We start from the raw sequence: 24,682 nt of genomic DNA, 5'->3' as shown, positions 1-24,682 counted from the left end.
GGCCATGTCTGAGGGATCTGCCACTACCGCGAAGAGCACCAAAACCAGTGTGCCCAAATTGGTGAGCCTGTGGCTCGCCCTGTTCGCGGTTGTCCTGACAGCCGGGATCATCACCATCACCCAACTGAACGCCACCCAGTTCTCCGCCGAAACCTTTGCCAAACGCTACCTAGATTCACTGCGCGCCGGTGATGGCGGCACAGCCTTAGGGCTGCTCAGCCAGCGCGAGGTCAACGGCCAAGCCGTCCTGCTGGACGGAGAAGCACTACGGGCCAGCGTCGAGCGAATGCAGCGCATTGAATTTGGCGAATCTCGCGCCGACGAAAGGGGAAAAATCGTGCCCCTGAGCTACACCTTGGACGGTCACCGTCACGAAGTTCAGCTGCACGTCAAACATGAAGGCCGCGCCTGGCTCTTCTTCAACCAGTGGAGTCTCGCCGAACCGCTGAGCACCATCAACGTCGCCACCGGACCGAACACCTCCAAGCTCTTGGTCAACGGTCAGCCCGCCCCAGTCAACGAATCCAAGGCCAACCTCGCCACCTTCTTCCCGGCGACTGTTCACGTCTCCGATGACAGCAAATACTTGGCTGCCCAATCCAAAACGCTGGCCGTTGATGCCTCCGGCATGGCGCTGCCCCTAGAGCTCCAGGCAGCCCCGACAGAAGACCTACAGAAGGCCGTCCAAAAAGACATCAACGACTACCTTGATGAGTGCGCCAAGCAGAAAGTTCTGCAACCCACCGGTTGCCCGCTCTCCCACGCCACCACAGACCGGGTGGACCCAGAAACCATCAAATGGGAAATCAGGGACTACCCCAAGGTGAGCATCGAGAAAAATGGCAACGACTGGGATGTTCCGGTGCTCGACTTCCAAGCTCGGATCAAATACACCGGCATCGACCTGATGACTGGCGAGTCCAAAGATTACGACATCAAGATGAACTCCGAAGTTGATGCGGACCTGAAGCTGGCCCCGAACCAGTATTTCGTGAAGCCTTTCGTCACCGAGCGCTGGCTCAAATCCAACTCCGCCTACTAGTCCGGAGTCCACAAAACCTCACTGCAGCCCGTCGGCATAACTGCACCAGCAGAACCAGCGGGCTTTGCTTTGCCCTGAACCAAGCGAGCCCTCGCGGCCGAGGGCATCGATAAGGCCAAATTGAAAGACATCGCGGCGGACGCGGGTGTCTCGGTTCCGCTGATCACCCACCACTTTAGACCAAGAATGGGCTACGTCTGGCCTGCGATGAATACTTGGCTCAGCAGATCAGCGAACAAAAAACCAAGGGCATGCGAAGTAGCCCGCGCGATGTCTTCGAGCAGTTCCACGCAGCCTTCGTTGGCACCCCCGCTGATGGCTTACACCGCACGTACCCTCGCGGAAGGTTCCGAACACGCGGATGCCTTGGTTGATGCCCTGATCGAGGCTGCCTTGGTCTACACCAGAGAAGGCGTGGAAGCGGAGGTGATCCTTGATCATCCCCGCCTCGACGACTTCATCAAAGTGCTCACCATCTGGCAGCTTGGCTCCCGGTGATGGCGCACCTGGCCAAGTTCGGGTTCGAAGCCCTCACCTGCCAACCACCCACCTTGGAAGAGCTCATGCTCAGCCACTACGGCGACGAGCTGAAAGCCCATCACGTTCGCTACACCAACGCACACGCTGAGCAGGTCTCATCATGAGCGGCACACTGACTCTCCTGCACTTTGCCCTACGCCGGGACCGGTTTCGGATTGTAGTCTGGTTAGTCGCCCTTGTCGGCGCCACGCTAGTTGTAGCAACCGCCTTCCCGGGCCTCTACCCGAACGCTGAGGACCGCGAAGTCGTCGCCCAGAGCATGGATACGCCCGCCAGTTTGGCCTTGACCGGTCCGGCCGAATACCTCACCAATTATTCTTACGGTTCAATGCTGGCGCACGAGATGGTCGGCTTCATGGCGTGATCGTGGGCTTGATGAGCACCCACATTGTGGTGCGCCACACCCGGACCGAAGAAGAAACCGATCGAGCAGAGCTTGTCCGGGCCGGAGTTGTCGGTAGAGATGCCTCCCTGAGCGCCGCGCTCATCGAAACCGTTCTGATCAACGTGGCCTTGCCCCTCGGGCTGACCTTGAACCTGGGAGGGCTTAGCATCGAATCCTTCTTCTGGGAGGGCGCGGCCGTCTACGGTGCCGCCCACGCGCGGGGATGGGCCTGGTCTTCGCGGGGGTCGGCCCACCGCCACTGCGGCGTTGCATTCCCCGCTGGGTTTTGCGCTGCGGCTGCACCGGGGCAGCGTCATCGCCCATGCAATTGCCTTGGCTGCCGTGGGGGCCATGCATGGACCGTTTGTCGGTGATGTGGAACAAATGCTGCAAGACATTGAGATCCTGCACGACGCGATGGCCGAACTCGGCGGAGATTCCCTCATTGACGGTTTCATCGCCATGATCATGACCGTGATCGCCACGGTGGCAGCAGTGTTCACGGTTGCGACGATGCTGCGCTCACGCTCCGAGGAGAACGCCGGCCGTGCGGAAGTCGCGCGGGCCAGCTGGCAGACCCGGAGCAGCTGGTTGGGTAGCCACCTGACCGTCGCCGTACTGGGTGCCACCGGGGCGGCCACCATCGATGATCCCGATCTTTTCGGCAAGGTCATGGGTGCGGCCGCCGCCTACATTCCGGCGCTCTGGTTGTTTGCCGGGGTGACCGCGCTCTTGATCGGTTGGCTGCCGAGTCTGTCCAAGGCAGTGTGGTTGTTGGTCGCCTACGGCGGTTTCCTCGGCTCCTTCGGTGAGATCCAGCAACTGGATGAGTGGACCTCTTGGTTCTCGCCCTTCGGTCACACAGCAAAGCTCCGCCGTTGTCCTCAGCGTGGTCGGTCTCTTCGGGTTCCGGCGCCGAGACCTGCACTCCACGTAATCTTGCGAGCTGCCTAGAAGAGACAGCGACCCCGCCACAGAATAAGAACTGTGGCGGGGTCGCTGCTTTTAGGAATGCTGGTGGGTTTAGACCACTTTACGGGCCAGCTGGTCGGCCCACGTGTTGATCTTGGTCCAGTCCCGGTAGTCACCGTACTGGCCCTTTGCGAAATAAATCATCGCCTTTTCGATCGGGTTCAGTGAGGCCTTGGACAGTTTGCCCTGAAAGTAGACTTGCTCTTCCGGCGCGTAGTCGGCCAGACCCGCTTCGATGGTCGGTTCAAGGTCGGGGGAACCGCCGGAACTGAAGAGGAACAATTTCTTGTCTTCGAGCTCCTGCCGGTTGGCTTCGACGAAGACGGCACCGTCTGGGTGCCACCGGTTCGCGTACACTGGTGAGCCCACGATCACGGATTTGGCTTCTGGTAGCTGAGCTTCAGCCTCATCGGTGGGCAGGCATTTGACTTCTTTGACACCGGCGAGCCGCAGCTGCCGGGCAATCTGTTCGGCGATCTGCTTGGTCGATCCGTGTCTGCTGGCGTAGACGACGAGTGTGGACATCTTTCGACACCTCTTTTCGTGTGTTGTGGGCTAGTTTACCCCGCGTAGATCCAGAACCAATTCTGTTGCACCGCTAGAATCGATGACCAGTGGGATGCCCCAGTCTTGCTGGTACAGGTGGCAGGCCGCATGGTCCGGGATCTCCCCGCCTTCTTCCCCGTCGCAGGCTGCGGCGCGGGCCGTAATGTGAAGCACGCCTTCGGTAACGTCAGGGTTGATTTCCAGTGTCCGATGCAGCCCGACCGAGGTTCCATCACCGGAGAGGATCAGGTTTTCCGGCGAGGAGGACACCTGCAGCTGGGTGGGATCGCCCCAGCGGTCATCCAGCTTCTGCCCTGCCGGGGCCGCGAAGCGGATATCCAGCTCGAACGCCCCTGAGGAGACCTTCGTGGGTGGACGCTGGGTCTGATGGGCACCCTCGTCAACCTGTTGGGCATCGGCCGGGATCGGCATCCGGATCAGCTGATGCGCGTTGGTCTCGGAGACCAGCAGCATCGGGGTGCCGTCGGCACCGGCGGTGATCAGGATGTCGGCTGGCTCGTTCAGCCCGCGGGTCAGGGTAGAGACTTCCTTGGTGGCCGGGTTGTAGCGGCGGATCGCTCCGTTGTAGGTGTCCGCGATGGCGATGGAGCCGTCCGGTAACACTTCCACACCCAGTGGGTGCTGCAGCCGGGCGTCCTCGGCGGCACCGTCCCGGAAACCGAAGTCGAACAGGCCGGTGCCGATGGCGGTCTCAGTGGTAGCGCGGGCATCAATGCCGGTGCCTTCGATGGTGAGCTTACGCAGCGCGGAGGTCTCGGAGTCGGCCACCCACACGGCGCCGTCCTTGTCCTCGGCCAGACCGGATGGCTGGGCGAACCAGGCTTCCTCAGCAGGCCCGTCTTGCAGGCCTTCCAGCCCGTTTCCCGCCAGGACCTCGATTTTGTTGGCGACCGGGTCAAAGTGGAAGATCTGGTGGGTACCGGCCATGGCGATGACCACGATGCCGGAGGCGGCGTGGAAGTGCACATCCCATGGCGAGGAGAGGGCTTCGTTGAGCGGGTCCCCATCATCGACTTTGGCAAAGTCCGAATCCAGCAGCCGTTGTACACCGTTGCCGGCCAAGGTGCCGACCTCTCCGGTGTCCAAGTTCAGCGAACGCAGCCGGTGATTCACGGTGTCCGCCACCACGGCGTGGTAGCCGAGCTGTCCAGCCAACTGCTCCGGCAGTTGCGTCACGCCCTGCGGTTCGTTGAACTGTGCCGAGGTTGCCGGGCCGTCGGCGTAGCCCTTCACCCCGGAACCGTAGGTGGCCAGCACGGTTTCCAAGTCGTTGGCCAGCCGCACCAAACGGTGGTGGCCGGAGTCAACCACCAGGAAGGTGCCGTCGGTAAGCTCATTGGCCTTGCCGGGGAAACGCAGGGTCCGGGAGACCGGTTCCGGTGGCACGAACGGGCCCTGACCGCGGTGCAGGGTGCCTTTCGCCTCGTGTTCGGCGATCAGTTCCTCGATCAGCACGCCCAGTCCATTCGCGTGGCCTTCGCCGGCCAGGTGGGCGACGATGTACCCTTCCGGGTCGATCACAATCAGTGTTGGCCAAGCACGTGCGGTGTAGGCCTGCCAGGTCTCCAGATTCGGGTCATCGAGGACCGGGTGGTTGATCTCGTAGCGCTCCACCGCCGCGACGAGTGCCTCTTCTTTGGCCTCGTGCTCGAACTTTGGTGAGTGCACGCCGATGGTGACCAGCACGTCAGCGTATTTTTCTTCCAGCGGGCGCAGCTCATCCAGTACGTGCAGGCAGTTGATGCAGCAGAACGTCCAGAAATCTAGGACCACGATCTTGCCCTTCAGGGCTGCTAGGTCGAGGTCTTTTCCACCGGTGTTGAGCCAACCGCGACCGGTCAGCTCAGAAGCACGCACCCGGTAGTCGGTGCGCAGGTTGTCAACAGACGATGGCATTTCTTCTCTACTTCTCTTCCTTCATGGCGGCAAGGATTTTCTGTCCGATTTGGGTGAACTCGCCACTGGTGGCGGGTTCGTCCCCGATGAATGACACCAAGAACAGGGCGCCGTCCTGTTCCGCAACCATCACCTGAGAGTTCACGGTGCCTTCTTGGGCGGCAGACTGGGATCCGGCCAGCAGCGGTTTGCGCTGCCAACTCAGCCCGACCGTATCCGCTTCGGTGTCAAGGGAGTTGGTGGTGAAAGCAAATTTCTGGCCGTCAACGACGAACTCGAGTTCTTCACAGTCCGAGGTCAGGGTCTGCACATTCTGGCGGAATTCGGCCAGCCAGTCAGTGGCTTCTGCGCCTTCCAGCACGGCGGCTTCCACGGTCCCGGTGCCGGTGAAGGTGTCTGAGCCGAAGTCAATCCGGGCGGACTGTTCGCTCAGCTGTGCGGGGGACGAATCGATGGTGGCCAGCGCGTCTGCGCACTGGGCCGGGTGCACCCCTGAGGCTTGCGGGGCTTCAGAGTCACGGAGCTGTTTGAGTTCTTCGGCCGTGGCGGCTTGGGCTTTGTCGAAACCGAAGGACCCGGCACGCTGGCTGCCGCGCTGCACTGCGGCCTCTTGCCGGCTCAGCTCGGGCGCCACCGAGGCCTCGTCTTCAGCCGTTTCGTTCGCTCCGGCGGGAGCGCTCTGTCCGGTGTGCGGGTTCTCGACCGGCTCGGACTCGGCGCCGCAACCGGTCAACGCGAGCAAGGCTAGCGCCGAGATGGCCGACCAGGAACGGGCAGAAGAGGTACGCATACGCTCAATCTTAGTGCGGTTCATGCCCTGTCCTTGCCGGGTTTGCGGTCGGCGGACTCGTCCTGCTCCGCCATCACTGCGAACATCTCGTTGTAAGCGGCCAGCTCCGCGTCGTGGTCGCGGTCGGCCTGCCGGTCCTGCCGGACGGCTTCCTTCTTGTCTTGGCGGGCCCAGATGACGGCCACAATCACCGCCATGGCCAGTGTTGGCAGCTCACCGATGCCCCACATGACCGAGCCGCCTAGGTGTTGGTCGGTGATGGCATCAGGGCCCCACGGCCGGCCCATGTTGCCGTACCAGTCGGCAGCCAACAGGTTGTCCCCGGTGGTGATGGCCAAGGAGATGAAGGCGTGCATCGCCATCGTCACAAAGAGTAATACCAGCCGTAGCGGGTACGGCGGCTGCGTCGGCAACGGGTCTTCCCCGATCATCACGGCGGTGAAAATGTAGCCGGCGAACAGGAAGTGGAAGATCATGAACTCGTGGCCCGGGTGTTCGGAGACCGCCCAGTTGAAGAACGGGGTGAAGTAGAACGCCACGATGGACCCGGCGACGTTGGCCGAGGCCACCACCGGGTTGGTGAAGAACTTGGCCCACGGGGACTGAATCAGCCACAGGATCCATTCCCGCGGCCCCCAAGACCCGTCGGTGCGGACCGGTAGCGACTTCAGTGCCAGCGTGATCGGCATGCCCAGCACCAAGAAGATCGGGATGATCATGGTCAGCGTCATGTGCTCGATCATGTGCGCGGAGAACAGCACCATGCCGTACACCGTCAGCGCCCCGGAGGTGGTGTAGAACAGCAGCAGCAGGCCCAGCAAAAAGGAAACGGTGCGTAACAGGGACCAATTGTCCCCGCGTGCGCGCAGCCGCAGCATTGCTCGCACGTACCAGACCGCCAAGAAGATGGTGATCGCGATCCACAGCCAGTCCCAGCGCCACTGCAGCCACCACTGCTCGAGGGTGAACTCCGGTGGCAGCTCGTAACCGGTCAGGATGCGGGCCGGGGAGGCGTTGGGGGAGATCTCTTCCGGCTTCGGTGGCGCGGTTGAGCCCAACACGACCGCCACCGCCATGACGGCGCCCATGATGAGCACTTCGGCGGCAACCAACCACCAGAAAAGACCGCGCGCTTTGCCGTCGTTACCGCCAAGCTTGGGGATGAGCCACTGCCGGTGAATGAAACCGATGACGCCCAACACCATGGTCAGGACCAGTTTGGTGAGCACCATCATGCCCCACGGGGAGGCGATCTGGTGCCAGTGCTCCATCCGGATCTGCGCGTTGACAATACCGGAGATCGCCACCGTGATGATGCCCAGCATGGCCAGCACCGAGTAGCGTGCCACCACGGTCGCCATCAGCGAGCGCTCCCCACTGCCCTGCCGGGCACCGGCTCGCTTGCTGCGGGGCAACACCTTGTCTTCGGCCAACAGTTTTGGCCCCAGGATCGCCAGCACGATGAGCCCGCCGGCCCACGCGATGACACCGATCAGGTGCAGCAGGATCGAGTTCACGGCCGCGTAGTGGTCGTCACCACCGGCCGAGTGCCCGATCAGCGCCAACGGGATGATCGCGGTGAAGCCGAGCAGCGCGGTGAGGAACAGCCCGGGGTAGGAGCGCAGCGCCATCACTAGGGTGGAGGTCACCGCCGCGATCAGTGTCACGGCCAACCAGGCTTGGCCGACGGAGATCTGCTGCGCAAACGCGATGAACCCGCCGGAGAACCCTTCGCTGGCCGAGACCGGCATGCCGGACAGATCGGAGAAGGAGAACACGAGGGTGCCCAACGCGGCGATCGTCCACACCATGGAGGCCACCGCCGCGATCTTCAACGTGCTGGCAAAGACCGGGTGGAAACGCTCCCCCTCCGGCACCCGACCGGGTTTGTCCGCCTCATCGGCGCGCGGGATGATCCGGGTGTAATGCGGCAACAGGGTGGTCGCCACGATCAACGCGCCCAGCGTGATCGTCATGGCCGTGTGCGAGGTGGTGGTGAACACCGGCAACGCCCACCGGGTGAGCGCCCCGGCATCCACAATGGATCCGGCCTGGTTCAGGCCGGTGGCCGCCATGGTTCCCACCAGCACCGCAAGGGTGAGCGCGATGCCGGCGGGCAGCACCCAGTACGTGATGCGGTTCAGTTGACGGATCAGGGGCGTGGAGGCCATGTGCAGCGTATCTCTTAGGGTCGATAAACGGATTTAGGTGTGCTCGACGAGCTTTTGGCCCACGTACTCGCCCTCGTCAGCCCCGGGCGGGATGACGAACACGGCCGAGCCGATCGGTGTGGTCCAGATGTTCAAGTGGTCCAGGTCCGCCAAGCGCTGCTGGATCGGCATGTACTGCTTCTCCACGTCGGCTTGGTAGGAGGCGAACAGCAGTCCGGCATTGGACACCGCGGTGTCTTCGTCGGCTTCGCCTTCCCAGACCGCATCGGGCACGTCCTCGTAATTGTACGCCCGGCGGAAGATCTGCTCATCCGGGTTGTCACTGCGGGAACGTCGCATGTGGGAGATATCCGGGATAGCCGGGAACCCGTGCGGGTTGATCTTCTCAAAGTCTGGTTCGTCGAACTCCCCGCCGCCGGTGATCGGTGCACCCGTATCCAGAGTCCGGCCCACGGACATCTCCCGGGCCGGCCGGTCCAACTCGTCCCAGGTATCTAGGTTCATCTCAATCCGGCGCAGCACCAAGGAGGTGGCGTTCGGGAACCACGGTTTCAGGTGCCCGCCCTTCTCCGCGTCCATGCCGGCTGGGATGTGCCCCAACTCGCCTTCCCCGTAGACCAGATAGTCAAAGTTCTCCGAACCCCGGTCCGGGTTGGCCGAGCCGTCCACTTGGCCGAACAGGTTCCGCATGGTGGTCTTCTCCGGGTAGGAGCCGCGCGCGTTTCGGAAGCCGTGCTGAATCCACGCCATGGTGGTGTAGTAGCGCGAATCCTTCAGCAGCATCCGCCGGGCGTGCGCCACCGTAAGCGGGTCATCGGCGCAGATCTGCAGGAGCAGGTCCCCGCCGGTGTAGCGTTTTTGCAGTTTGTCGATGCCGTACTTGGGCAACGGTTTCAGCCACTCCGGGGTTAGCTGCGGGTTCAGCAGGTCCATGACCTTGCGCCCGAAGCCGAACGTCACGGTCAGTCGGGCCGGCCGCAGCGCCAACTCCGGTTCCGGGTCCGCCAGCGGCGGGGTCCCGGTGGAGAGCCGGGCGGCGTCATCGGTGAGCAGTTGCAGCATCCGGGTCAGACCTTTAGCGTCCGTGTCCGGTTTCAGGTTCAGCCCGATGAAGCAGGCGTGTGCCTGCGGGCTGGTGCCCACACCGGCTTGGCGGGCACCGTAGAAGTCCACGATGTCCGAGCCGATGAGGCTGAGTTTTTCGTCAATGTCTTGTGCGGCGCTGAGCCGTCCGGCCCCGAATCCGCCAGCCGTCAGGGCGGCGGTGACACCGGCAGCACCAGCGGTTTTGAAAAGCGTGCGCCGGCGCACGCCGCGGGCAGCCTGGTTGGTGCCCGCGGCGGCATCGGCTTGCTGATGATCAGCAGTCATAATAATTCCTAAGAATCCTTGTTACTCGTTTTTAGTGGTCACCGTGTTCGTCGTCACCGTGACCGCCGTGCTCGTCGTGATCGTCGCCCACGTATTCTTCGTTGGCGCCGGCGAATTCCTTGATGATGGAGGTGAACTCTTGTTCGCCACCGTCAGCGAAGGTCACGGAGTAGGTGACTTCCTCACCGGGGACCAATTCCTTGTTCAGCTTCATGACCATGATGTGGTCCCCACCCGGGCGCAGCTCGAGGGTGTCACCTGGTTTGATGGTGAAACCGCCCTCCTTTTCCTGCATCTTGGTGGAACCGGTGCCGTCCTCGACGGTCTCGTGAACCTCGATCAGGTCTGCGAAGTCGGCCTTGCCACCGGTGATGGTGACATCGGCGTCGGAGACGTTCTTCAGGTCGCCGAAGACCCCGGTCATGCTGCCATCGGTGGCCTTGGCCCAGGACTCGGTGAATTCGAGGGCGCCGGCCTCGGCTGGCGCGCTCTGAGTGGTGTCCGTGTTTGGCGTCTCGTTGTCATTGTTGCCTGCGGCGCAACCGGTCAGTGCCAACAGGGCTGCTGCGGTGAGCGCGACGGACTTGAGGCCAAACTTCTGGATGTTCTTCATTTGTGAGTATGTTCCTTTGAAAGATTCTTGATGGTTTTATGCGGAAGGGCGCTTTTGGGTGCGCTTCCAACCAAAGAATCCAAGGATGAGTGCAAGGCCGATACCGATGGCGATCCACTGGCCAAAACCGGGTCCGGCGCCGACATCGTTAGCTGCGGTAGCTTCGGTGTCGACTTCCGGTGTCGCCTCTTCGGCAGTGTCCTGACCGGTCTGTGGCTGTGCTGTCGCAGTGTCCTGTTCAGCCGCGCCGGTCTGTTCACCGGCCACGGTGAAGCGGTACATCTTCTCTTCCGGGTGCCCATCAGAGTAGACCACGCGGTAGGAGACACGGTATTCCCCGGCAGGCAGGTTCTCTTTCACCCCGACGGAGATGGTGCGACCATCCACTTCGGCTTCACCCTCAGCCCAGTTAGTGTCGTCCTCACCGCGGACTAGGATCACGTTGGGGATCCCCTGTCCGGTGGTGAGGTTGCCGGAAAAGGTCAGTTCGACCTGATCTGGCGCGGTGGCCAGTTCGGCGTTTTCGGCCGGGACTGCCTTGATCAACTCATCGTGGGCGGTAGCCGGGATGATGGCGGCCACGCTCAGGGCGAGGGCAGCCAGTCCGGCCAAGATCAGCCGGCGAGTGAAATGGAAAGCGGTTGCCATGCAATACGTCCTTTTACTGGATTCAGTGTGGTGTGGAAGCGGTACAGCATGGCAGGTGGACCGCGGTGAGATCGGACGTTGCGGAGCAAGGTGAGGACTGGGGACAGTGGTGCACTGTGACCGGTGGCTACCGGTGCCGCAGTTGTGACGACTGCGGAGTTGTCCCAGACCAAGACGGAGTAGGGGCGCAGGCACCCCAGAAGTGCGCGAAGCGCCGCTAGGGCTTCTTCGCCGTAGCAGAGCAGGCCGGCTGTCACGACGGCGGCCAGAATGTGCGCGGTGAGCATGGCCGGGCTCATGTGGGCGGCGACCATCTCGAAGATGTTTCCGTTACCGGAGTGCCCGGTCCCGGTGGCGGTGATCGGACCGCAGTGATGGCTTTGGGCCAGCACGGAGTGTGAGCCGTGCGGGGCTGCCATGAAGATGGTGTGGAAGACCGCTTGGGCCGCTAAGACGGAGACTGCGGTGATTTTCGGGGTGAACCGGTACTTAGCGAAAAAGACCGTGATCGGGGCTGCGAAGGCCACCGAGAGCATCAGTAGTGCCGGTTCGATGGTGACCGGCGCGGCCCAGGTGTGGGAGATTGCCGCGAACGTGGTGGCGGCAAAGGCCGCGATCCAACCGCGCAGCAGTCGTTTGGCGCCGGTGATCGGAGTGGTGCTCGCGTTTTGTTGCACGCCACACCCTCCTTCTTCCTTGAATCACCATGATGGGCCTGTACCAGTTTAGCCCATGGCCACCTTCAGAAGCTTTTCGTGTTAACCGGATCACGTTAACGGAATTCACCCCATACCGGCGGCATCCGGTGCCGCGGGTATGGGGTGAACTAAAGCCTAAAGTTGGCGTGCTTACTTGGAGACAGCAGCCTTCAGCTTGGAACCGGCAGTCAGCTTGACGGAGTGGCCAGCTGGGATCTGGATGGTTTCGCCGGTCTGTGGGTTACGACCCTGGCGAGCCTTGCGGTCGGTGCGCTCGACGGCCATCCAGCCTGGGATGGTGACCTTTTCACCTTGGGAGATCTGCTCGGTGAAGACTTCGAACACAGCGTCCAAGACACCGTTAACGGCTGCCTGGGAGTTGCCGGACTTCTCTGCCACAGCTGCGACAAGTTCTTTGCGGTTCATAGCCATAAGTGTCCTCCTGGACTCTTGGGTTTTCGCTCGGCCAGCACGGTTGTGTGGCCTTCTGATGTGAAACTACCACTAAGTTGCGGCTGAATGTGCAAAAATCGCGGAATTTCCGGGGTTTTTTCAGAAAAAGTAGCCCTGTTTAGCTCTCAGCGTGCACATTGGCCACATTAGCCCCTCCAATCGGCCTGCATGCTAGTAGCCATAAGGGATGTAGTGGGGTTCTGCAGGAGGTTAAAGCAATCGGCCCTGCAGGTGTAAAAACCTACAGGGCGGAAAGGCAAGTTTTGACGCTTACCAGGAAGACTTGGTCACACCCGGCAGCTCACCACGGTGAGCCATGTCGCGGAAGCGAACACGGGAGATGCCAAACTTCTGGAGGGTACCGCGTGGGCGGCCGTCAATGGCGTCGCGGTTGCGGACGCGCACTGGGGAGGCGTCGCGTGGCAGCTTCTGCAGGCCAACGCGTGCGGCTTCGCGGGCTTCGTCGGATGCGTTTGGATCGACGAGGGTTTTCTTCAGTTCAAGGCGACGCTCGGCGTAGCGGGCGACGATTTCCTTGCGCTGTTCGTTTTTAGCAATCTTAGATTTCTTTGCCATGAATTATTAGCGCTCCTCTCGGAAGTCAACGTGTTGGCGAACGACAGGATCGTACTTCTTCATGACAAGACGATCTGGGTTGTTGCGGCGGTTCTTACGGGTTACGTAGGTGTACCCGGTGCCGGCAGTCGATTTCAGCTTGATGATCGGGCGAAGACCTTTATCTTTTGCCATTAGAGCTTCACGCCTTTCGCCTGTAGTTCAGCTACGACTGCGTCAATGCCGCGGACATCGATGACTTTCATGCCACGTGCGGACACGTTCAAGGTGACGTTCCGCTTCAGCGATGGCACGTAGTAGCGCTTCTTCTGGACGTTTAGGTTGAACCGACGCTTGGTGCGGCGGTGCGAGTGGGAGATGCTGTGGCCAAAACCTGGCCCAGCCCCGGTTACCTGGCAAACTCCTGCCATGTCACTCCTCCAAAGTTGTAGTAAATTCTTGGCGGTTACCCAAATGCGTTCTTGAGTTCCCGCCACCAGTTGTCACACCGTTGATTACTGCGACTTTCCGAAAGGTGAACCAGGCTGGGTGAGAGCCAACCGAAGTGCCTCTATCGCTCAAAGAAGACGGTGGGCCCAAACTCAAACTTGAGTCTGAACCGGTTGCACGGGACTCATCGCGGTTTCCATGTGAGCTTTTTAGGCACACCCGTGACGAGTTAACGCCTTAACATCTTACGAGTGTGGTAGAAGAATAACCAAATCCGTTCCGACACTTTTGATGAGGCGGCCATCTCATGGCCACCGCGAACAAGACTCAGCCTACCGACGTGGACCCTCGCGAGTTCATTGCCGCTGTGGAACATCCGGTTCGTCGAGCCGACGCCGAAGTTCTGTTGGAGCTCATGCACAAGGTCACCGGAGAAGAGCCAGTTATGTGGGGTCCGAGCATCATTGGTTTTGGCAGCTACCACTATAAGTATGCCTCTGGACGTGAAGGGGATGCGCCCGCGGTCGGGTTTTCTCCCCGCAAGGCCTCCCAATCCCTCTACGTCCTGGCCGACTACCCCGGCATTGATGAGCTGCTAAGCCAACTGGGTAAACATAAGCGTTCGGTGGCTTGCCTCTATGTCAACAAACTGGCCGACATCGACTTAGACGTGCTGACCGAGATGACTAAACGCTGCTACAACTACACCTTGGCTGAGCTAGATCAAACATAGTGAGCCCATGAAGGGGGCGGTGCCGTCATCCCGTTTGCCAGATGGGCTCATCAGCCCATCTCTCGGGGATTCCTAGGTCCTCACTGTCTACGAGTTTGTTTGTAAGAAAATTCTCTTCCAAGAGAGCGCGAACTCCGCGCTTCCACGAACTTCGAGGCGATATGGTCTCTAGCAGCTTAGTCATGATCACGAGCGCACCATATATTTTCTCACTCTGGCCGGTCGGTAAGCTTTCAAGACCAGGAATTGTCTTCAGCGCATTGGTTGGTACAGGAACATAACTGCTATTCCATACACGCGAGTGATGTGCGCAGTAGTTTCGAAGAACACTCAGCTGTTCCAACCAGTTTGCTAGTGGGTGTTTCTTGTGAAGCTTTTTACGTTGCGTCTTGCTCAACCTATTCATGTCAATCCTCAGACCCAAGTTCTCGGCAATTCGCCTTTGTTTTTGAAACGACAAGCCCTGAAACAGCTTAGAAGTGTCTGAAAAATCCAAAACTTCAGCCAAGACCCACAAGGGGAATTGTTCTTTGTAGTTCTTGGAATAATGCTCGACTGCTTTATGGTGCTTGCGCGCTCGTGAGACTCGCTTGGACGCGGTCTTCCACCAACTTTCTAAGTCAAAGTTGTCGCGGTACATCGAGCTAGGTTTCAGGTAGGCTAGTGCCTCATTTCCACGCAATACCCCAATCAGCTGGGTACGACAAGCAATTTCGATACGTTCGATTCCATCGTGAATAAGCGTTCGCAACTTCAGATCCGCCTCGTAAAGCTGAACCACATCCGAGAATGTTGTCCCCGGCGAGAACGAATCCAAACGTTTATCTGGGTTCGTGGGGTCTGCCACACGCGTCAAATACCAATAGCCAGAGAGGCGGTAGTACGACACGACAGATAACCACTGTCTAGCAACGTCGTCAGAAACCTCCATACCTCGGTCTCGGAGCAACTGAATCTGCGTTTCGATGCTGGTCCCGTTTTCAGAGAGTTAGGGCTGTCCATGTAAACCTCGGTGAAAAGTTCCCATAAAAAGATCCAGCCCGCTCCCAAGCCTTGACGGCTGGGGCGGGCTGAACGATTAGGAATATTCTAGCAGTTCCAATCCGACAGAACGCTGGTCTTGCTGAAGTGTTACACCGTAACCTTCGAACCAGCGGGCTGCTTGCGGTTACGCTTTACGTGCGCGACGGGACAGACCGAAAGCCAATGCACCGAGGCCGATCAGACCTACACCGATACCACCCAGCATTGGGGATTCGGCACCTGTCTTGGCTAGCTCGCCTTCACCGGTGGTCGTGGCAGCGGTGACTGCAGCAGCGGTCTTGACGGTTGGCTTGGTCGTGGCAGGGGCTTCCGGGCACGCCGTGACGGTTGCCTGGTCAGTCAGAATGTCCAGTTCGCCTTCAAGTTCTTCGACCCACACGAAGTCACCTACCGCGTAAACGGCGTTGACGTAGTCCAAGCACTTATCTGCCGGGACGGTCAGGTTCATGACGTATTTGAATTGGCCGGAACCATCTGTGGCGGCAACGGTGCCGAGGTGGACTGCATCGCCTTCCACGTCGCTGAGGTTGACGTCGTATACGTCTAGTTCAGCGTTGTGCACGTTGACGTGGGAGGTGTCGACTTTGGTAGCAATTTCAGCGATGCCTTCCTCGTTCAGGCCCAAGGTGATCGCACGCAGGAAGGTCCAGAAGTTGTACGGGACAGAATCAAGGGCCGCAGCCTCGAACCAGCCGCCTTCGGAGGTGCATTCGTAGGTGAAGTCCAACTCTTGGCCAGCGTCAATCTTGACTTGGTGGCCCGGGGTGTTTGGATCAGCATCCTTGCCGGTGAAAGCACAGACGGAGTTGGAAATCTCTTTGGCGGTTTCCTTGGTGGAGCCATTCTTTAGGAACGCCTCCAAGGTGTAGGTCTGGGCGGCCTTGTTCGGGTTCTTGACCGAAAGGGTGCCTTCAATCAGGACGTCGGTGACGATGCCCCAAGCAGACAGATCGACTTGGTAGGCAACTTGCACCTTGCTGCCAGCTGGTCCGGACACCTTGGAAACGTCTTTGACGGTCTTCTTTGTGACGGTCCATTCAGCTTCGGCGTGCAGATCGCCTTCAACGCTGTTCTCGAGAACAGGCTTGACGACTTCGTCAACAATTTTCTCTTCGCCGCCCTCAACGGACGCTACATCGCCTTCTGGTTCGGAGGAATCATCTTCAACCTGATCGTCTCCACTGACGACTTCTGACTCTTCATCGGCTGGACCTTCATCGGCAGCGTCGGAGTTGTCGGCTGCTTCTTCGTCAATTTCCGGAGCATCTACAGTATCAGCATCGTTGTCTACGTCAGCTGCGGCAGCGTTGTCACCCTCCCCATCCTGAAGGCCGACAGACGCATCAACATCTGATGCTGGCGCGGCAGGATCGGTTGGTTCGGCGAATGCGCCGGTTGCGGAGGCTGCGACGAGAGCGCTGGCCACACCTGCTGCGAGCAGTGCACGCAGCGTTGTCTTCTGAGACATGGTTCACCCCATAGGCGGTACAAGAAATGCGAGATAGAAAGTGGTTCACCCGCCGTAAGGTCGGCCGTCGTGAACTGCTCTTACCTTATACCGGCCCACCCCAATATCAGGCATCCGAGAATTTTGCTGCCTTAACAGGCAAGAACCCGGCCCGATTCCATTTCAGGAACCAGACCGGGTTCTTATCGCTTACACCCCTAAGCCAACTCGCGACGAGGGGTAGTTTTAGTTAGGCCTTGCGCGCCCGGACTCACCGTTGCCGGTCGTGGCTGCCGCTGCACCAGCGTTGACACCATCCTTGAGGGCACCAGCTGGCTTGACCGCAGCCTTCGGAGCTTCAGGGCAGGCCTCGACGACGGCCGAATCGAGGGCGAGTGCGTCACCGTCAGCACCGCTGACGATGGCGTTGTTGACGTAGTCGTAGCACTTAACGGTCGGGATAGTGACATTCATGGTGTAGTCAAAGACGGTCTTGCCCTTGGAGGCATCTGCCTTGCCGAGTTCGAAGGCGTCCCCACCGTCAGCGTCTGAGTTGAAGTCCCACACATTGACGACAGCATCCTGAACCTTCACACCGGAGGCATCAACAGGAGCGTAGATCGAGGAAGCAGCTTCCTTTTCAAAGCCCATGGCGGTCATGGCCTTCAGGTAGGTCCAGAAGCTGTAGGGAGCAGTGTTGATTTCCGCCGCGTCGAACCAGCCATCATCCGAGGTGCAGTTGTATTTCACGTTCAGGGACTGGCCGGAAGCCACGACGACTTGGTGGCCAGGCTTGTTCGGATCGGCGTCTTTGGCGTTGAAGGTGCACTTCGAGCCGTTGACGGAGCGCATCGCTTCTTCGATCGGCATGCCATCAGCATCGTGTGGGCCGTTCAGCAGGATAGCTTCGAGCGTGTAGGTCAGATCCCGCGCGTCCTTGTTGGTGACGCTCATCTGTCCGGTGACCTTGAGATCACGAATGACACCCTTGGCGGAGGCTTCCACCCGGTACGGGACTTTGACGGTGCTGCCGGGCTTACCGGTGACTTTCTTGACCTTGCTGGTGACCTTCTTGGTCACCTTCCACTCGGCGTTGACTTTCATGTCAGCTGAAGCGGAGGCGGATCCGGAAGGAGACTCCGAGCCGGTGTTTTCGTCAGTACCGGTCGTTTCCTGAACAGATCCAGTAGGCGACTCTGCAGGAGTCTGTTCCTCAGTTATCTTGTCATCTGAGCTTTCTGTGGTTCCCGGAGTTGCCGATACAGATTGGTTTGGCCCTGCTGGTGAGTCAGTAAAATCCGAAGTTTCATCCGCGAGGGCACCGGCTGCGGAAACCGCAACCAGCACACTAGCCAAACCAGCGCCGAAGATCGCCACCAGATGGCCCGATCCACGCTCAGCATACCCAGCCGTGAGGTCAAACACACTGAGTTATTGAAATATTTAGAACCTTACCTACAAGTAGCTTTGGAAGGCGTCCCGGTCTGGGTATTTCGGGGAGATGCCGTCCCCGGAACTGGTCCGGGTCAGTCGCCGTTTAATCCATGGCAGGGCATGCTCGCGGGTCCACTGCAGGTTCGCAATAATCTGCGCGCGTCGGTCCGCCTCCGGCATGGGCTCGGGTTCCGGCACCGGGATATGCGCACTGATCTCCTCCTCGGTGACAATCCCACCGAACATGACGCGCAACGCTTCACGCGCGATGACGGAGTGCCCATTGGCGTTCATGTGCATCCGGTCAATGTCCCAGTAGCGCCAATCCTGCAGCTCCTTGCGACGCCAGTAATCAATAATGTGGCAGTCCAAGTCCGCCGCGATGTCCCGCACGATCTCGTTGTACAGAGCCACCCGCGGACGCATCCAAGCGTAGGTGGCCGTGGTCGCCGGATCGAAACCGGTAAACAGGTACACTTGGATGCCGGCCCGACGCAGGGATTGAACATGGTCCCGGTAGTTACCCAAGATCAGTTCGAGGTTGACCTTCGGGCGCAAGATGTCATTGGCCCCGGCGTACAGGCTGACCACGGTCGGTTTCAGCTCCAAGGCTGCCGGAATCTGCTCGGCCATGACCCGGTTGATCATACGACCACGGATCGCTAGGTTCGCGTAGCGGGCCTGCGGGTCATGGTGACAGAGCACCTCCGCGGTCCGATCCGCCCAGCCACGCACCCCGTTAGGGCGGTCGGAGTCCGGGTCTCCCACCCCTTCGGAGAAAGAGTCGCCCAAAGCTAGGAATCGAATCGGTGTGCTCACGGGTGCGCGGTCCTTAAGTCGTAGTCGGTTTTGTCGTGGTGTACTCGCTGCGCGTTGCTCTCGAGGATATCGTCCTAAACGATCCCTGTCCCACCGATCAAGGTACCGACCAGGTAGGTGACCAACAGGGCTAGGGCGCCACCGATGACGGTGCGCAACGTTGGTCGCAGCGGCGGGGCCTGACCCAGTTTGGCGCCGGACCAACCGGTCAAGGCCAACGCGACCAAGGTGGCTACGAAGGTGCCGGGGATCCGCACCGAATCCCGTAACAGCATGATGGCCAGCATCGGGATCAGGGCGCCGATGAGAAACGCACCTGCCGATGCCCACGCGGCAGCCCACGGGGAAGCCACATCGTCTTCGGTGATGTCCAGTTCCATCCGCAGGTGCGCCCGCAGCGGGTCCTTGGCCGTCAGTTCTTCGGCCACCAGCTGCGCCGTTTCACGGCTGAGACCTTCCGCTTGGTAAAGCTGGGTCAACTCTTCCAGCTCTTCGTCCGGCATCGTCGCCAGTTCATGCTTTTCTTTGGCAATCAGGGCCTTCTGCGAGTCCGAGGAGCTGGATACAGAGACGTATTCGCCCATGGCCATGGACACGGCACCACCGACGATCGCAGCCGTGCCGGCGATAAAGATCGCGCCACTATCCGAGGTTGCACCGGCGACACCGACGAGGGTGGCCGCCACGGAGACGATGCCGTCATTAGCACCCAGTACGCCGGCGCGGAGCTTGTTTAGCTTCGCAGCATATTCGGCTTCCCCGTGTGGTTCGTCCGGGTGGGCATCGTGCCGGTTTGCGGCGTTCTCAGCAGTCATGATGACTTTCTGCGTTTGGCTTTCATCCGTGCCGGCGCCATAAATGACTCAATCAGGCTGTTCAGCTGCCCCATCGGCGTGCGCGGCTCTTCCGGGTGCCAGTTCACGGCCAGGATCCACCCGGCCTTGGCCACCAGCGGCACGTCGAAGGCGGTCCGGTCTCGCTCCAGCGCCTCAATATGCCCATCCGTGGTGGTGGCGGAGACACGCAGCCCCGGCCCGATGTTCTTCACGGCCATCCGCGAGTTGGTGATGATCCCGATGGCGGAACCGGAATTATCCAGTGCGGCCGACAGCGTGGTCCCACCCAAGACCCGGACCTGATCCGCCTCACCCAGCACCGGGTGGGCGTGCTCGTACACGCTGTTGCCGTCCTCGTCCGTCAACGGACGGCATACGCGTTCAGGAAAGTGATGTGGGCGCATCCCCGCGGCGGACACGGATCCGCTATAGGGCACTTCCTCCGGTGGCAGGAGGGTTCCCTCCAGCGCCACGTTCAAAATCTGCATGCCGCGGCCCAAGCCGAGCACCGGGATCTGCGCGCCGAGGGCCTCCTTGATGATGGCGATCTCCACCGCGTCCGCATCCGTATTCAGGTGCCGCAAGTCCCGCCGACGGCGCCGGTTCTGTTCCTCGGACCAGTCATCGGCATAGTTGGCAGGGTCGACATCGGCGTCGCCGCAGATAATGACCCCGTCAATGTCGGTGAGTTTCGGAACATAGGACAACCCCGAATCCAGCTCCTCAACCGCGGCACCGGCACGGTTCAAAGCTTTGGCCACATTGCCCGTGAGCTCGCGGATGGTGTGCTCATACTCCGGTGAGCTGGCGGCACTGCGATGCGTGGATGAGAGCAAGACGCGAGGGGTCAGGGGTTCCATGACTCCCATGCTATAGGAGTAGGATGCAATCTATGCCGCGAACACTGATGACCGAGATTATTCGTTGCCAGAACCCGTCGATGATGACGTTGGAAGGCACTAACTCCTACCTGATTGCGGCACCGAGCTCAGACACCGTCGCCATCGTCGACCCGGGTCCTGCCGGGCATCCCGAACATATCGATGCGCTGCTGAAGGCCGCCAATGGCCGCAAGATTGAAGTCATCCTGCTCACCCACCACCACGCCGACCACTCCGAGGCGGCACCGGCCCTAGCCCAAGCCACCGGGGCGCCGGTGCGGGCCTTCCGCGAAGACTTCTGCATTGGCGCGGGCCCGCTGGAGGATGAAGAGCGTCTGCTGATCTCCGACGCGGTGGTCAACGTGTTGCACACACCGGGGCACACCTCCGACTCGGTCTGTTTCCTCTTAGCCGGCGATGCCGAAAACGGTTCCATCTTGACCGGGGACACGATTCTGGGTCGGGGCACCACCATGCTCGACTACCCGGACGGGTCCTTACTGGACTACTTCGCCACCCTGGATCAGCTGAAATCGCTCAGCCCGCACGAGCCGATGCTGGTTCTGCCCGCGCACGGTGAGCCGCTGCCGGATCTGACGGCGGCCGCCGAAGCCTACATGGATCACCGCCACGAGCGGCTCGATCAGTTCAAGGTGTACCTGGAGCAGAACAACATCGATCTGGCCGATACCGCGGTGCAGAATTCTGCCACGGCTGATTCGGTGGCGATCGGGCTCTACGGGGTGGACGCCCAGTCGGAGATGGGCTTGAAGATCACCGGCCAGATGGTCAGCGCCATGGCCGATTACATTCTGCAGCGTTCTTAGCCGCTTTTAGCCGCGCAGTTCCGGGGTTTCCCAGCGGATCTTCTCAACCGGGACACCGGCAAGTTGCAGGTGATCGGTCAGCGCGTCGGCGCCCATGGCTAGCTTCTTGACCGGGTCTTGGCCGGTGGCGAAGAACAGCACGGTGAACATCTTGGTTCCAGACAGGTCGGTGTTGTGTCCCATCTCGATGTAGATGTCATTGCTGAGGTAACCGTTGAACGGGTAATCCGCCAGATCCTCACGCAACGGCTGCATGAACCCGGTCCACTCATCGGCCGCGAGCGCGATCTGGTCTAACTCTGCCCCGTAAATGTTGGCTTCAAGGCAGGTCCACAGGTCCGGGCGGGCAGCGGCGGCGGGAGCGTGCTCACGATTCCACTTATTCAACACGGCGTTGTTCCTGCTTTTCGATCTCATCGGCTTGCGCGTCGGTCATTTCGCCGGCGAAGGCGCCGGCAGTATCAGCCTGCATCGGCTCGTCCTGATCTGGCACAGCATCCTCGGGCGCATCCTCATCAGGCTCGTCCTGATCATCATAGCTGCGCTCCTGACGCTCCTGGCGTTCCTTGTACACGTCGTCGCCAGGGCCCATGTAGTCCAGACCGCGCTCCAACGCGGTGATGGAGCCGGTGAACATGGCCGAGTCCGCCGACTGTACCGTCAGCGGGGTTGTCGAGGTGCTGGTCTCTTCTTCTTCGTCGCTCTCCGCTTCTTGCAGCGGGACTGCCCCACCGGTTTGCGGTTGGATCTTCGGCAGCGACCCGCGGGCCACGCTGCCTTCGGCGAAGATGTCATCCAGTGTCTGCAGCCGGGGCGCAGGTTCCAGCGGTTCAACCCGGCTGGAACTCTGATCCACCGGCCGGGCTGCCGGTTCTTCACGGTCTTTCGGCTGTTCAGCGTTGTTCGCCTTTGCGCTACCTGCCTTAGCGCTGTCCGTCTCGGAGTCTTCATCGGCTTCGGTGCCGGAGGCCATCGGGAGTTCCTCGGCGGTGAAACGTTGCCGGTAGATGGACTCTGGGTGTTCGGCCCGCAGGAAGTTGATCATGTCCTCGCGCACCAGTGCCCGCAGGTCCCACAGATTACCGGTGTTCGCTGCGGAGACCACGATGCGGACCTTGATCATCCCGCCCAAGGCTTCGGTCACCTGGATGGAGCGGTCCCGGCCGTCCCACAGGTCGGTGGATTCCACCAGCTGGCTCAACCGCGCCCGCATGGCGTCCACCGGCACGGACCAGTCAACCTCGAACTCGACCGTGCCCGAGGCGGAGGAGCCGGTACGCGTGAAGTTCTCGAACGGATTGGTGGTGAAGAACGTCGAGGGGTAAATGACGCGGCGCTCGTCCCAGATCTTGACCACAACGTAGGTCAAGGTGATGTCTTCCACCGTGCCGAAGTACTCTTCCACCTGCACCACATCGCCCACCCGGATGGCGTCCGTGAACACGATCTGTAGTCCGGCAAAGATGTTGGCCAAGGAGGATTGCACGGCCAGACCGGCGATGACCGAGAGGATACCGGCCGAAGCGATCAGACCGGCACCCACCGCGCGGACCGCAGGGATGGTCAGCAGCCCGATGGAGAGCACGATCACCACAATCGCGACGATCAGGATGCGCCGGATCAAGACCGTCTGGGTCTGGATCTTACGGGCGCGCCGGTCCGTGACGGAGGCGCCCTCGTACTTGGTCAACATGGCCGTCTCTGCGGTCTTGACCGCGTTGATGAGCAGCCACGCGATGCAGCCCAACCCGGCAAACAGCAGGATCCACTGCACCAGTGACATCAGGGTGAAGCCCTCGATGGGGATCTGGTTCAGGGTGATTTTCCCGGTCATGAACAGCACCGCCAAGAACAGCGGGGTGCGCATCTTCTTGGCGGCGGCCAGGGTCTTCGGTGAACGCCGGAACACCTGCCGCAGGATCAGCGCCAACAGCACCGTCACCACGATCGCCACCAGGATGGAGATCCCCACGGATAACAGGGTGCCAAACAGCGGGCCGGCCGTATAAACGGTGCGTCCGACCTCCTCGGTCACCTTCTCCGTGACCTCCCCCAGATCCGAGGGCGTCGGTTCCGGTTGAACAGACAGGAACGTGTCAAACATGCGGTGAAACATCATCGCGTTCCAGCCTAGTGGCGTTTGCTGTGAATAACCTTCGCTAAACTGAAATCATGCTGAAAATCACCGATCTGCGTGCCCAAGATTTTGACCCGGCAGCCGTCGTGCCCCGCGCCCTGATGGACGTCTCCGAGGCCCTCGACATCGTCCAACCGATCTTGAACCAGGTCAAAGACAACGGTGAAGCAGCACTACTTGACCTTGCTGAGAAGTTCGACGGCGTCCGGCCCGCCTCCCTGCGGGTGCCCGCCGAAGTCATCGCGTCGGCCCTGAAAAACCTTGACCCGGCCATCCGTTCGGCCCTGACCGAGGCGATCCGCCGGGCCCGCATCGTCCACGCGGCCCAACTGCCCGCCGATTCCACCGTGGAACTGGCCGTCGGCGCTGAAGTCGTGAACCGCTGGGTGCCCGTCGACCGCGTCGGGCTGTACGTCCCCGGCGGCAAGGCCGTCTACCCGTCCTCGGTGGTGATGAACGTGGTGCCCGCCCAAGCGGCAGGCGTGCCCTCCTTGGCGATCGCCTCCCCGCCCCAGGCCGACAATGACGGCTGGCCGCACCCCACCATTCTGGCCGCTGCCGCCCTCCTCGGGGTTGATGAGGTCTACGCGGCAGGCGGCGCCCAAGCCATCGCCATGTTCGCCTACGGCGCCAAGAACGCCGAGGGAGAAACTGTCTGCGCCAAGGCAGACCTGGTGACCGGGCCGGGCAACATTTACGTCGCCGCAGCCAAGCGCGCCCTGCGCGGGGTCATCGGCATCGACGCCGAGGCCGGCCCCACCGAGATCGCCGTACTGGCCGACGCGAGTGCCAACCCGGAGTTCGTCGCCGCAGACATGATCTCCCAAGCCGAACATGACCCCATGGCCGCCTCCGTCCTCGTGACCACCTCCATGGAGTTCGCCGAGGCCGTCAACACCGCCATCACCGCCCAGGCCGGTAACGCAGAACACCGCAAACGCATCAACGAGGCGCTCACCGGCGAACAATCCGGCATCCTCGTCGTCGAGGACCTCGACACCGCCATCGAACTGGTCGATGAGTACGCCGCCGAACACCTGCAGATCATGACGGCCGATGCCCGCACCGTCGCCGAACGCATCCGCAACGCCGGGGCCATCTTCGTCGGGGACTACTCCCCCGTCCCACTGGGTGACTACTCCTCCGGCTCCAACCACGTGCTGCCCACCTCCGGGACCGCGAAGTTCTCCTCCGGGCTCAACGTAACCAGCTTCTTGCGCTCCCAGCAGCTGATCCACTACTCCGAGTCCGCGCTGGGCTCCATCGCGCACAACATCGAAGCCCTCGCCGTCAACGAAGGCCTCCCGGCCCACGGCGAGGCCATCAAACTGCGCTTCGAAAACTAGTAAGTTTCAACTCCGTGGCGCTAAGTT

29 protein-coding genes and 1 pseudogene are annotated in these 24,682 nt (G+C 60.9%); 9 read left to right on the top strand and 21 right to left on the bottom strand.

The features are described 5' to 3' along the window. The first annotated feature begins 4 nt into the window (after positions 1-4). The 5 genes and pseudogenes from ACFFFR_RS11260 to ACFFFR_RS11240 all read left to right on the top strand — a co-directional run bounded on the left by ACFFFR_RS11260 (position 5) and on the right by ACFFFR_RS11240 (position 1,946). Positions 5-1,042, top strand: coding sequence for a hypothetical protein (locus ACFFFR_RS11260; protein WP_377460512.1), 1,038 nt, complete (start codon positions 5-7; stop codon positions 1,040-1,042). A 93-nt stretch (positions 1,043-1,135) separates the two neighbouring features. Next, positions 1,136-1,210, top strand: a pseudogene (locus tag ACFFFR_RS11255) (hypothetical protein); the annotation flags it as partial. Positions 1,211-1,312: 102 nt separating this feature from the next. Further along, positions 1,313-1,540: a hypothetical protein gene (locus ACFFFR_RS11250; RefSeq protein WP_377460511.1), complete on the top strand. Its 228-nt coding sequence runs from the start codon at positions 1,313-1,315 to the stop codon at positions 1,538-1,540. Beyond that, positions 1,537-1,686, top strand: a complete 150-nt coding sequence (locus tag ACFFFR_RS11245; RefSeq protein WP_377460509.1) for a hypothetical protein — start codon at positions 1,537-1,539, stop codon at positions 1,684-1,686. The genes ACFFFR_RS11250 and ACFFFR_RS11245 overlap by 4 nt, the downstream gene beginning before the upstream one ends. Beyond that, positions 1,683-1,946, top strand: coding sequence for a hypothetical protein (locus tag ACFFFR_RS11240; protein WP_377460507.1), 264 nt, complete (start codon positions 1,683-1,685; stop codon positions 1,944-1,946). The genes ACFFFR_RS11245 and ACFFFR_RS11240 overlap by 4 nt, the downstream gene beginning before the upstream one ends. Here ACFFFR_RS11240 and ACFFFR_RS11235 read toward each other — a convergent pair. Beyond that, positions 1,901-2,182 carry a hypothetical protein gene (locus tag ACFFFR_RS11235; protein ID WP_377460505.1) on the bottom strand — a complete coding sequence of 94 codons (282 nt, stop codon included), beginning with the start codon at positions 2,180-2,182 and terminating at the stop codon, positions 1,901-1,903. The two genes, ACFFFR_RS11240 and ACFFFR_RS11235, sit on opposite strands and share 46 nt — an antisense overlap. On the opposite strand from ACFFFR_RS11235, the gene ACFFFR_RS11230 reads away from it, so the two are divergent. Beyond that, positions 2,172-2,921, top strand: a complete 750-nt coding sequence (locus ACFFFR_RS11230) for an efflux permease Rv1217c-related protein (RefSeq protein ID WP_377460503.1) — start codon at positions 2,172-2,174, stop codon at positions 2,919-2,921. The two genes, ACFFFR_RS11235 and ACFFFR_RS11230, sit on opposite strands and share 11 nt — an antisense overlap. Positions 2,922-2,990: 69 nt before the next feature. On the opposite strand, the gene ACFFFR_RS11225 is transcribed toward ACFFFR_RS11230, so the two are convergent. The 12 genes from ACFFFR_RS11225 to rpmB form a co-directional block, all read right to left on the bottom strand. Further along, positions 2,991-3,464 (bottom strand): flavodoxin domain-containing protein, encoded by a 474-nt coding sequence (locus tag ACFFFR_RS11225; protein ID WP_377460501.1) that lies wholly within the window; start codon positions 3,462-3,464, stop codon positions 2,991-2,993. A 30-nt stretch (positions 3,465-3,494) separates the two neighbouring features. Further along, complete coding sequence (locus ACFFFR_RS11220; protein WP_377460499.1) at positions 3,495-5,402, bottom strand: NHL domain-containing thioredoxin family protein; 1,908 nt, start codon at positions 5,400-5,402, stop codon at positions 3,495-3,497. A 7-nt stretch (positions 5,403-5,409) separates the two neighbouring features. Then, positions 5,410-6,216 (bottom strand): hypothetical protein, encoded by an 807-nt coding sequence (locus ACFFFR_RS11215; RefSeq protein WP_377460498.1) that lies wholly within the window; start codon positions 6,214-6,216, stop codon positions 5,410-5,412. Continuing rightward, positions 6,213-8,363 carry a bifunctional copper resistance protein CopD/cytochrome c oxidase assembly protein gene (locus tag ACFFFR_RS11210; protein WP_377460496.1) on the bottom strand — a complete coding sequence of 717 codons (2,151 nt, stop codon included), beginning with the start codon at positions 8,361-8,363 and terminating at the stop codon, positions 6,213-6,215. The genes ACFFFR_RS11215 and ACFFFR_RS11210 overlap by 4 nt, the downstream gene beginning before the upstream one ends. A 33-nt stretch (positions 8,364-8,396) precedes the next feature. Next, on the bottom strand, positions 8,397-9,734 hold the full coding sequence (locus ACFFFR_RS11205) for a Dyp-type peroxidase (protein ID WP_377460494.1): 1,338 nt from the start codon (positions 9,732-9,734) through the stop codon (positions 8,397-8,399). Between the two features lie 31 nt (positions 9,735-9,765). Further along, positions 9,766-10,347: a copper chaperone PCu(A)C gene (locus ACFFFR_RS11200; protein ID WP_377460492.1), complete on the bottom strand. Its 582-nt coding sequence runs from the start codon at positions 10,345-10,347 to the stop codon at positions 9,766-9,768. A gap of 36 nt (positions 10,348-10,383) precedes the next feature. Then, positions 10,384-10,995, bottom strand: a complete 612-nt coding sequence (locus tag ACFFFR_RS11195) for a copper resistance CopC family protein (RefSeq protein ID WP_377460490.1) — start codon at positions 10,993-10,995, stop codon at positions 10,384-10,386. Next, a complete protein-coding gene (locus ACFFFR_RS11190; RefSeq protein ID WP_377460488.1) occupies positions 10,962-11,672 on the bottom strand; it encodes a hypothetical protein in 711 nt (236 codons plus the stop codon). Before ACFFFR_RS11190 ends, ACFFFR_RS11195 begins: the two co-directional genes overlap by 34 nt. A gap of 171 nt (positions 11,673-11,843) precedes the next feature. After that, complete coding sequence (locus tag ACFFFR_RS11185) at positions 11,844-12,125, bottom strand: HU family DNA-binding protein (RefSeq protein ID WP_377460487.1); 282 nt, start codon at positions 12,123-12,125, stop codon at positions 11,844-11,846. A gap of 291 nt (positions 12,126-12,416) precedes the next feature. Further along, the gene (gene rpsN / locus ACFFFR_RS11180; protein WP_377460485.1) at positions 12,417-12,722 is read right to left on the bottom strand and encodes a 30S ribosomal protein S14; all 306 of its coding nucleotides are present in this window, start codon (positions 12,720-12,722) and stop codon (positions 12,417-12,419) included. Between the two features lie 6 nt (positions 12,723-12,728). Beyond that, on the bottom strand, positions 12,729-12,896 hold the full coding sequence (gene rpmG, locus ACFFFR_RS11175) for a 50S ribosomal protein L33 (protein ID WP_377460483.1): 168 nt from the start codon (positions 12,894-12,896) through the stop codon (positions 12,729-12,731). Then, the gene (gene rpmB, locus ACFFFR_RS11170; RefSeq protein WP_377460482.1) at positions 12,896-13,132 is read right to left on the bottom strand and encodes a 50S ribosomal protein L28; all 237 of its coding nucleotides are present in this window, start codon (positions 13,130-13,132) and stop codon (positions 12,896-12,898) included. Before rpmB ends, rpmG begins: the two co-directional genes overlap by 1 nt. 326 nt (positions 13,133-13,458) lie before the next feature. Here rpmB and ACFFFR_RS11165 point away from each other — a divergent pair, with 326 nt between their 5' ends. After that, the gene (locus ACFFFR_RS11165; protein WP_377460480.1) at positions 13,459-13,884 is read left to right on the top strand and encodes a DUF1801 domain-containing protein; all 426 of its coding nucleotides are present in this window, start codon (positions 13,459-13,461) and stop codon (positions 13,882-13,884) included. A gap of 25 nt (positions 13,885-13,909) precedes the next feature. Here ACFFFR_RS11165 and ACFFFR_RS11160 read toward each other — a convergent pair whose 3' ends face one another. The 6 genes from ACFFFR_RS11160 to ACFFFR_RS11135 form a co-directional block, all read right to left on the bottom strand. Further along, a complete protein-coding gene (locus tag ACFFFR_RS11160) occupies positions 13,910-14,833 on the bottom strand; it encodes an Abi family protein (protein ID WP_377460479.1) in 924 nt (307 codons plus the stop codon). A gap of 219 nt (positions 14,834-15,052) precedes the next feature. Beyond that, positions 15,053-16,396 (bottom strand): prolipoprotein diacylglyceryl transferase, encoded by a 1,344-nt coding sequence (locus ACFFFR_RS11155; RefSeq protein ID WP_377460478.1) that lies wholly within the window; start codon positions 16,394-16,396, stop codon positions 15,053-15,055. A 225-nt stretch (positions 16,397-16,621) separates the two neighbouring features. Next, complete coding sequence (locus ACFFFR_RS11150; RefSeq protein ID WP_377460476.1) at positions 16,622-17,479, bottom strand: hypothetical protein; 858 nt, start codon at positions 17,477-17,479, stop codon at positions 16,622-16,624. 351 nt (positions 17,480-17,830) lie between these two features. Further along, positions 17,831-18,628, bottom strand: a complete 798-nt coding sequence (locus ACFFFR_RS11145; RefSeq protein ID WP_377460475.1) for an SGNH/GDSL hydrolase family protein — start codon at positions 18,626-18,628, stop codon at positions 17,831-17,833. Between the two features lie 74 nt (positions 18,629-18,702). Further along, positions 18,703-19,443, bottom strand: a complete 741-nt coding sequence (locus tag ACFFFR_RS11140; RefSeq protein ID WP_377460473.1) for a VIT1/CCC1 transporter family protein — start codon at positions 19,441-19,443, stop codon at positions 18,703-18,705. Next, positions 19,440-20,324, bottom strand: a complete 885-nt coding sequence (locus ACFFFR_RS11135; protein ID WP_377460471.1) for a gamma-glutamyl-gamma-aminobutyrate hydrolase family protein — start codon at positions 20,322-20,324, stop codon at positions 19,440-19,442. The genes ACFFFR_RS11140 and ACFFFR_RS11135 overlap by 4 nt, the downstream gene beginning before the upstream one ends. A gap of 32 nt (positions 20,325-20,356) precedes the next feature. Between ACFFFR_RS11135 and ACFFFR_RS11130 the strand changes: the two genes are divergently transcribed. After that, the gene (locus ACFFFR_RS11130; protein ID WP_377460469.1) at positions 20,357-21,172 is read left to right on the top strand and encodes an MBL fold metallo-hydrolase; all 816 of its coding nucleotides are present in this window, start codon (positions 20,357-20,359) and stop codon (positions 21,170-21,172) included. A gap of 6 nt (positions 21,173-21,178) precedes the next feature. Here ACFFFR_RS11130 and ACFFFR_RS11125 read toward each other — a convergent pair whose 3' ends face one another. Beyond that, positions 21,179-21,562: a hypothetical protein gene (locus tag ACFFFR_RS11125; protein ID WP_377460467.1), complete on the bottom strand. Its 384-nt coding sequence runs from the start codon at positions 21,560-21,562 to the stop codon at positions 21,179-21,181. Further along, entirely contained in the window at positions 21,552-23,276 is a 1,725-nt protein-coding gene (locus tag ACFFFR_RS11120) for a mechanosensitive ion channel family protein (protein ID WP_377460465.1), read from the bottom strand. The genes ACFFFR_RS11125 and ACFFFR_RS11120 overlap by 11 nt, the downstream gene beginning before the upstream one ends. Before the next feature lie 68 nt (positions 23,277-23,344). On the opposite strand from ACFFFR_RS11120, the gene hisD reads away from it, so the two are divergent. Continuing rightward, complete coding sequence (gene hisD, locus ACFFFR_RS11115) at positions 23,345-24,655, top strand: histidinol dehydrogenase (RefSeq protein WP_377460463.1); 1,311 nt, start codon at positions 23,345-23,347, stop codon at positions 24,653-24,655. Positions 24,656-24,682 lie beyond the last annotated feature (27 nt).

The sequence above is a fragment of the Micrococcoides hystricis genome, from assembly GCF_042434215.1.
Classification (GTDB): domain Bacteria; phylum Actinomycetota; class Actinomycetes; order Actinomycetales; family Micrococcaceae; genus Micrococcoides; species Micrococcoides hystricis.
This window is presented reverse-complemented; position numbering and strand designations above follow the sequence as displayed.

Coding starts and splice junctions, on each gene's coding strand:
- ACFFFR_RS11260 (WP_377460512.1), top strand. CDS start 5: ATGTCTGAGGGATCTGCCACTACCGCGAAGAGCACCAAAACCAGTGTG.
- ACFFFR_RS11250 (WP_377460511.1), top strand. CDS start 1,313: ATGTCTTCGAGCAGTTCCACGCAGCCTTCGTTGGCACCCCCGCTGATG.
- ACFFFR_RS11240 (WP_377460507.1), top strand. CDS start 1,683: ATGAGCGGCACACTGACTCTCCTGCACTTTGCCCTACGCCGGGACCGG.
- ACFFFR_RS11225 (WP_377460501.1), bottom strand. CDS start 3,464: ATGTCCACACTCGTCGTCTACGCCAGCAGACACGGATCGACCAAGCAG.
- ACFFFR_RS11220 (WP_377460499.1), bottom strand. CDS start 5,402: ATGCCATCGTCTGTTGACAACCTGCGCACCGACTACCGGGTGCGTGCT.
- ACFFFR_RS11215 (WP_377460498.1), bottom strand. CDS start 6,216: ATGAACCGCACTAAGATTGAGCGTATGCGTACCTCTTCTGCCCGTTCC.
- ACFFFR_RS11210 (WP_377460496.1), bottom strand. CDS start 8,363: ATGGCCTCCACGCCCCTGATCCGTCAACTGAACCGCATCACGTACTGG.
- ACFFFR_RS11205 (WP_377460494.1), bottom strand. CDS start 9,734: ATGACTGCTGATCATCAGCAAGCCGATGCCGCCGCGGGCACCAACCAG.
- ACFFFR_RS11200 (WP_377460492.1), bottom strand. CDS start 10,347: ATGAAGAACATCCAGAAGTTTGGCCTCAAGTCCGTCGCGCTCACCGCA.
- ACFFFR_RS11195 (WP_377460490.1), bottom strand. CDS start 10,995: ATGGCAACCGCTTTCCATTTCACTCGCCGGCTGATCTTGGCCGGACTG.
- ACFFFR_RS11185 (WP_377460487.1), bottom strand. CDS start 12,125: ATGGCTATGAACCGCAAAGAACTTGTCGCAGCTGTGGCAGAGAAGTCC.
- rpsN (WP_377460485.1), bottom strand. CDS start 12,722: ATGGCAAAGAAATCTAAGATTGCTAAAAACGAACAGCGCAAGGAAATC.
- rpmG (WP_377460483.1), bottom strand. CDS start 12,896: ATGGCAAAAGATAAAGGTCTTCGCCCGATCATCAAGCTGAAATCGACT.
- rpmB (WP_377460482.1), bottom strand. CDS start 13,132: ATGGCAGGAGTTTGCCAGGTAACCGGGGCTGGGCCAGGTTTTGGCCAC.
- ACFFFR_RS11165 (WP_377460480.1), top strand. CDS start 13,459: ATGGCCACCGCGAACAAGACTCAGCCTACCGACGTGGACCCTCGCGAG.
- ACFFFR_RS11155 (WP_377460478.1), bottom strand. CDS start 16,396: ATGTCTCAGAAGACAACGCTGCGTGCACTGCTCGCAGCAGGTGTGGCC.
- ACFFFR_RS11150 (WP_377460476.1), bottom strand. CDS start 17,479: ATGAAAGTCAACGCCGAGTGGAAGGTGACCAAGAAGGTCACCAGCAAG.
- ACFFFR_RS11140 (WP_377460473.1), bottom strand. CDS start 19,443: ATGACTGCTGAGAACGCCGCAAACCGGCACGATGCCCACCCGGACGAA.
- ACFFFR_RS11135 (WP_377460471.1), bottom strand. CDS start 20,324: ATGGAACCCCTGACCCCTCGCGTCTTGCTCTCATCCACGCATCGCAGT.
- ACFFFR_RS11130 (WP_377460469.1), top strand. CDS start 20,357: ATGCCGCGAACACTGATGACCGAGATTATTCGTTGCCAGAACCCGTCG.
- ACFFFR_RS11120 (WP_377460465.1), bottom strand. CDS start 23,276: ATGTTTGACACGTTCCTGTCTGTTCAACCGGAACCGACGCCCTCGGAT.
- hisD (WP_377460463.1), top strand. CDS start 23,345: ATGCTGAAAATCACCGATCTGCGTGCCCAAGATTTTGACCCGGCAGCC.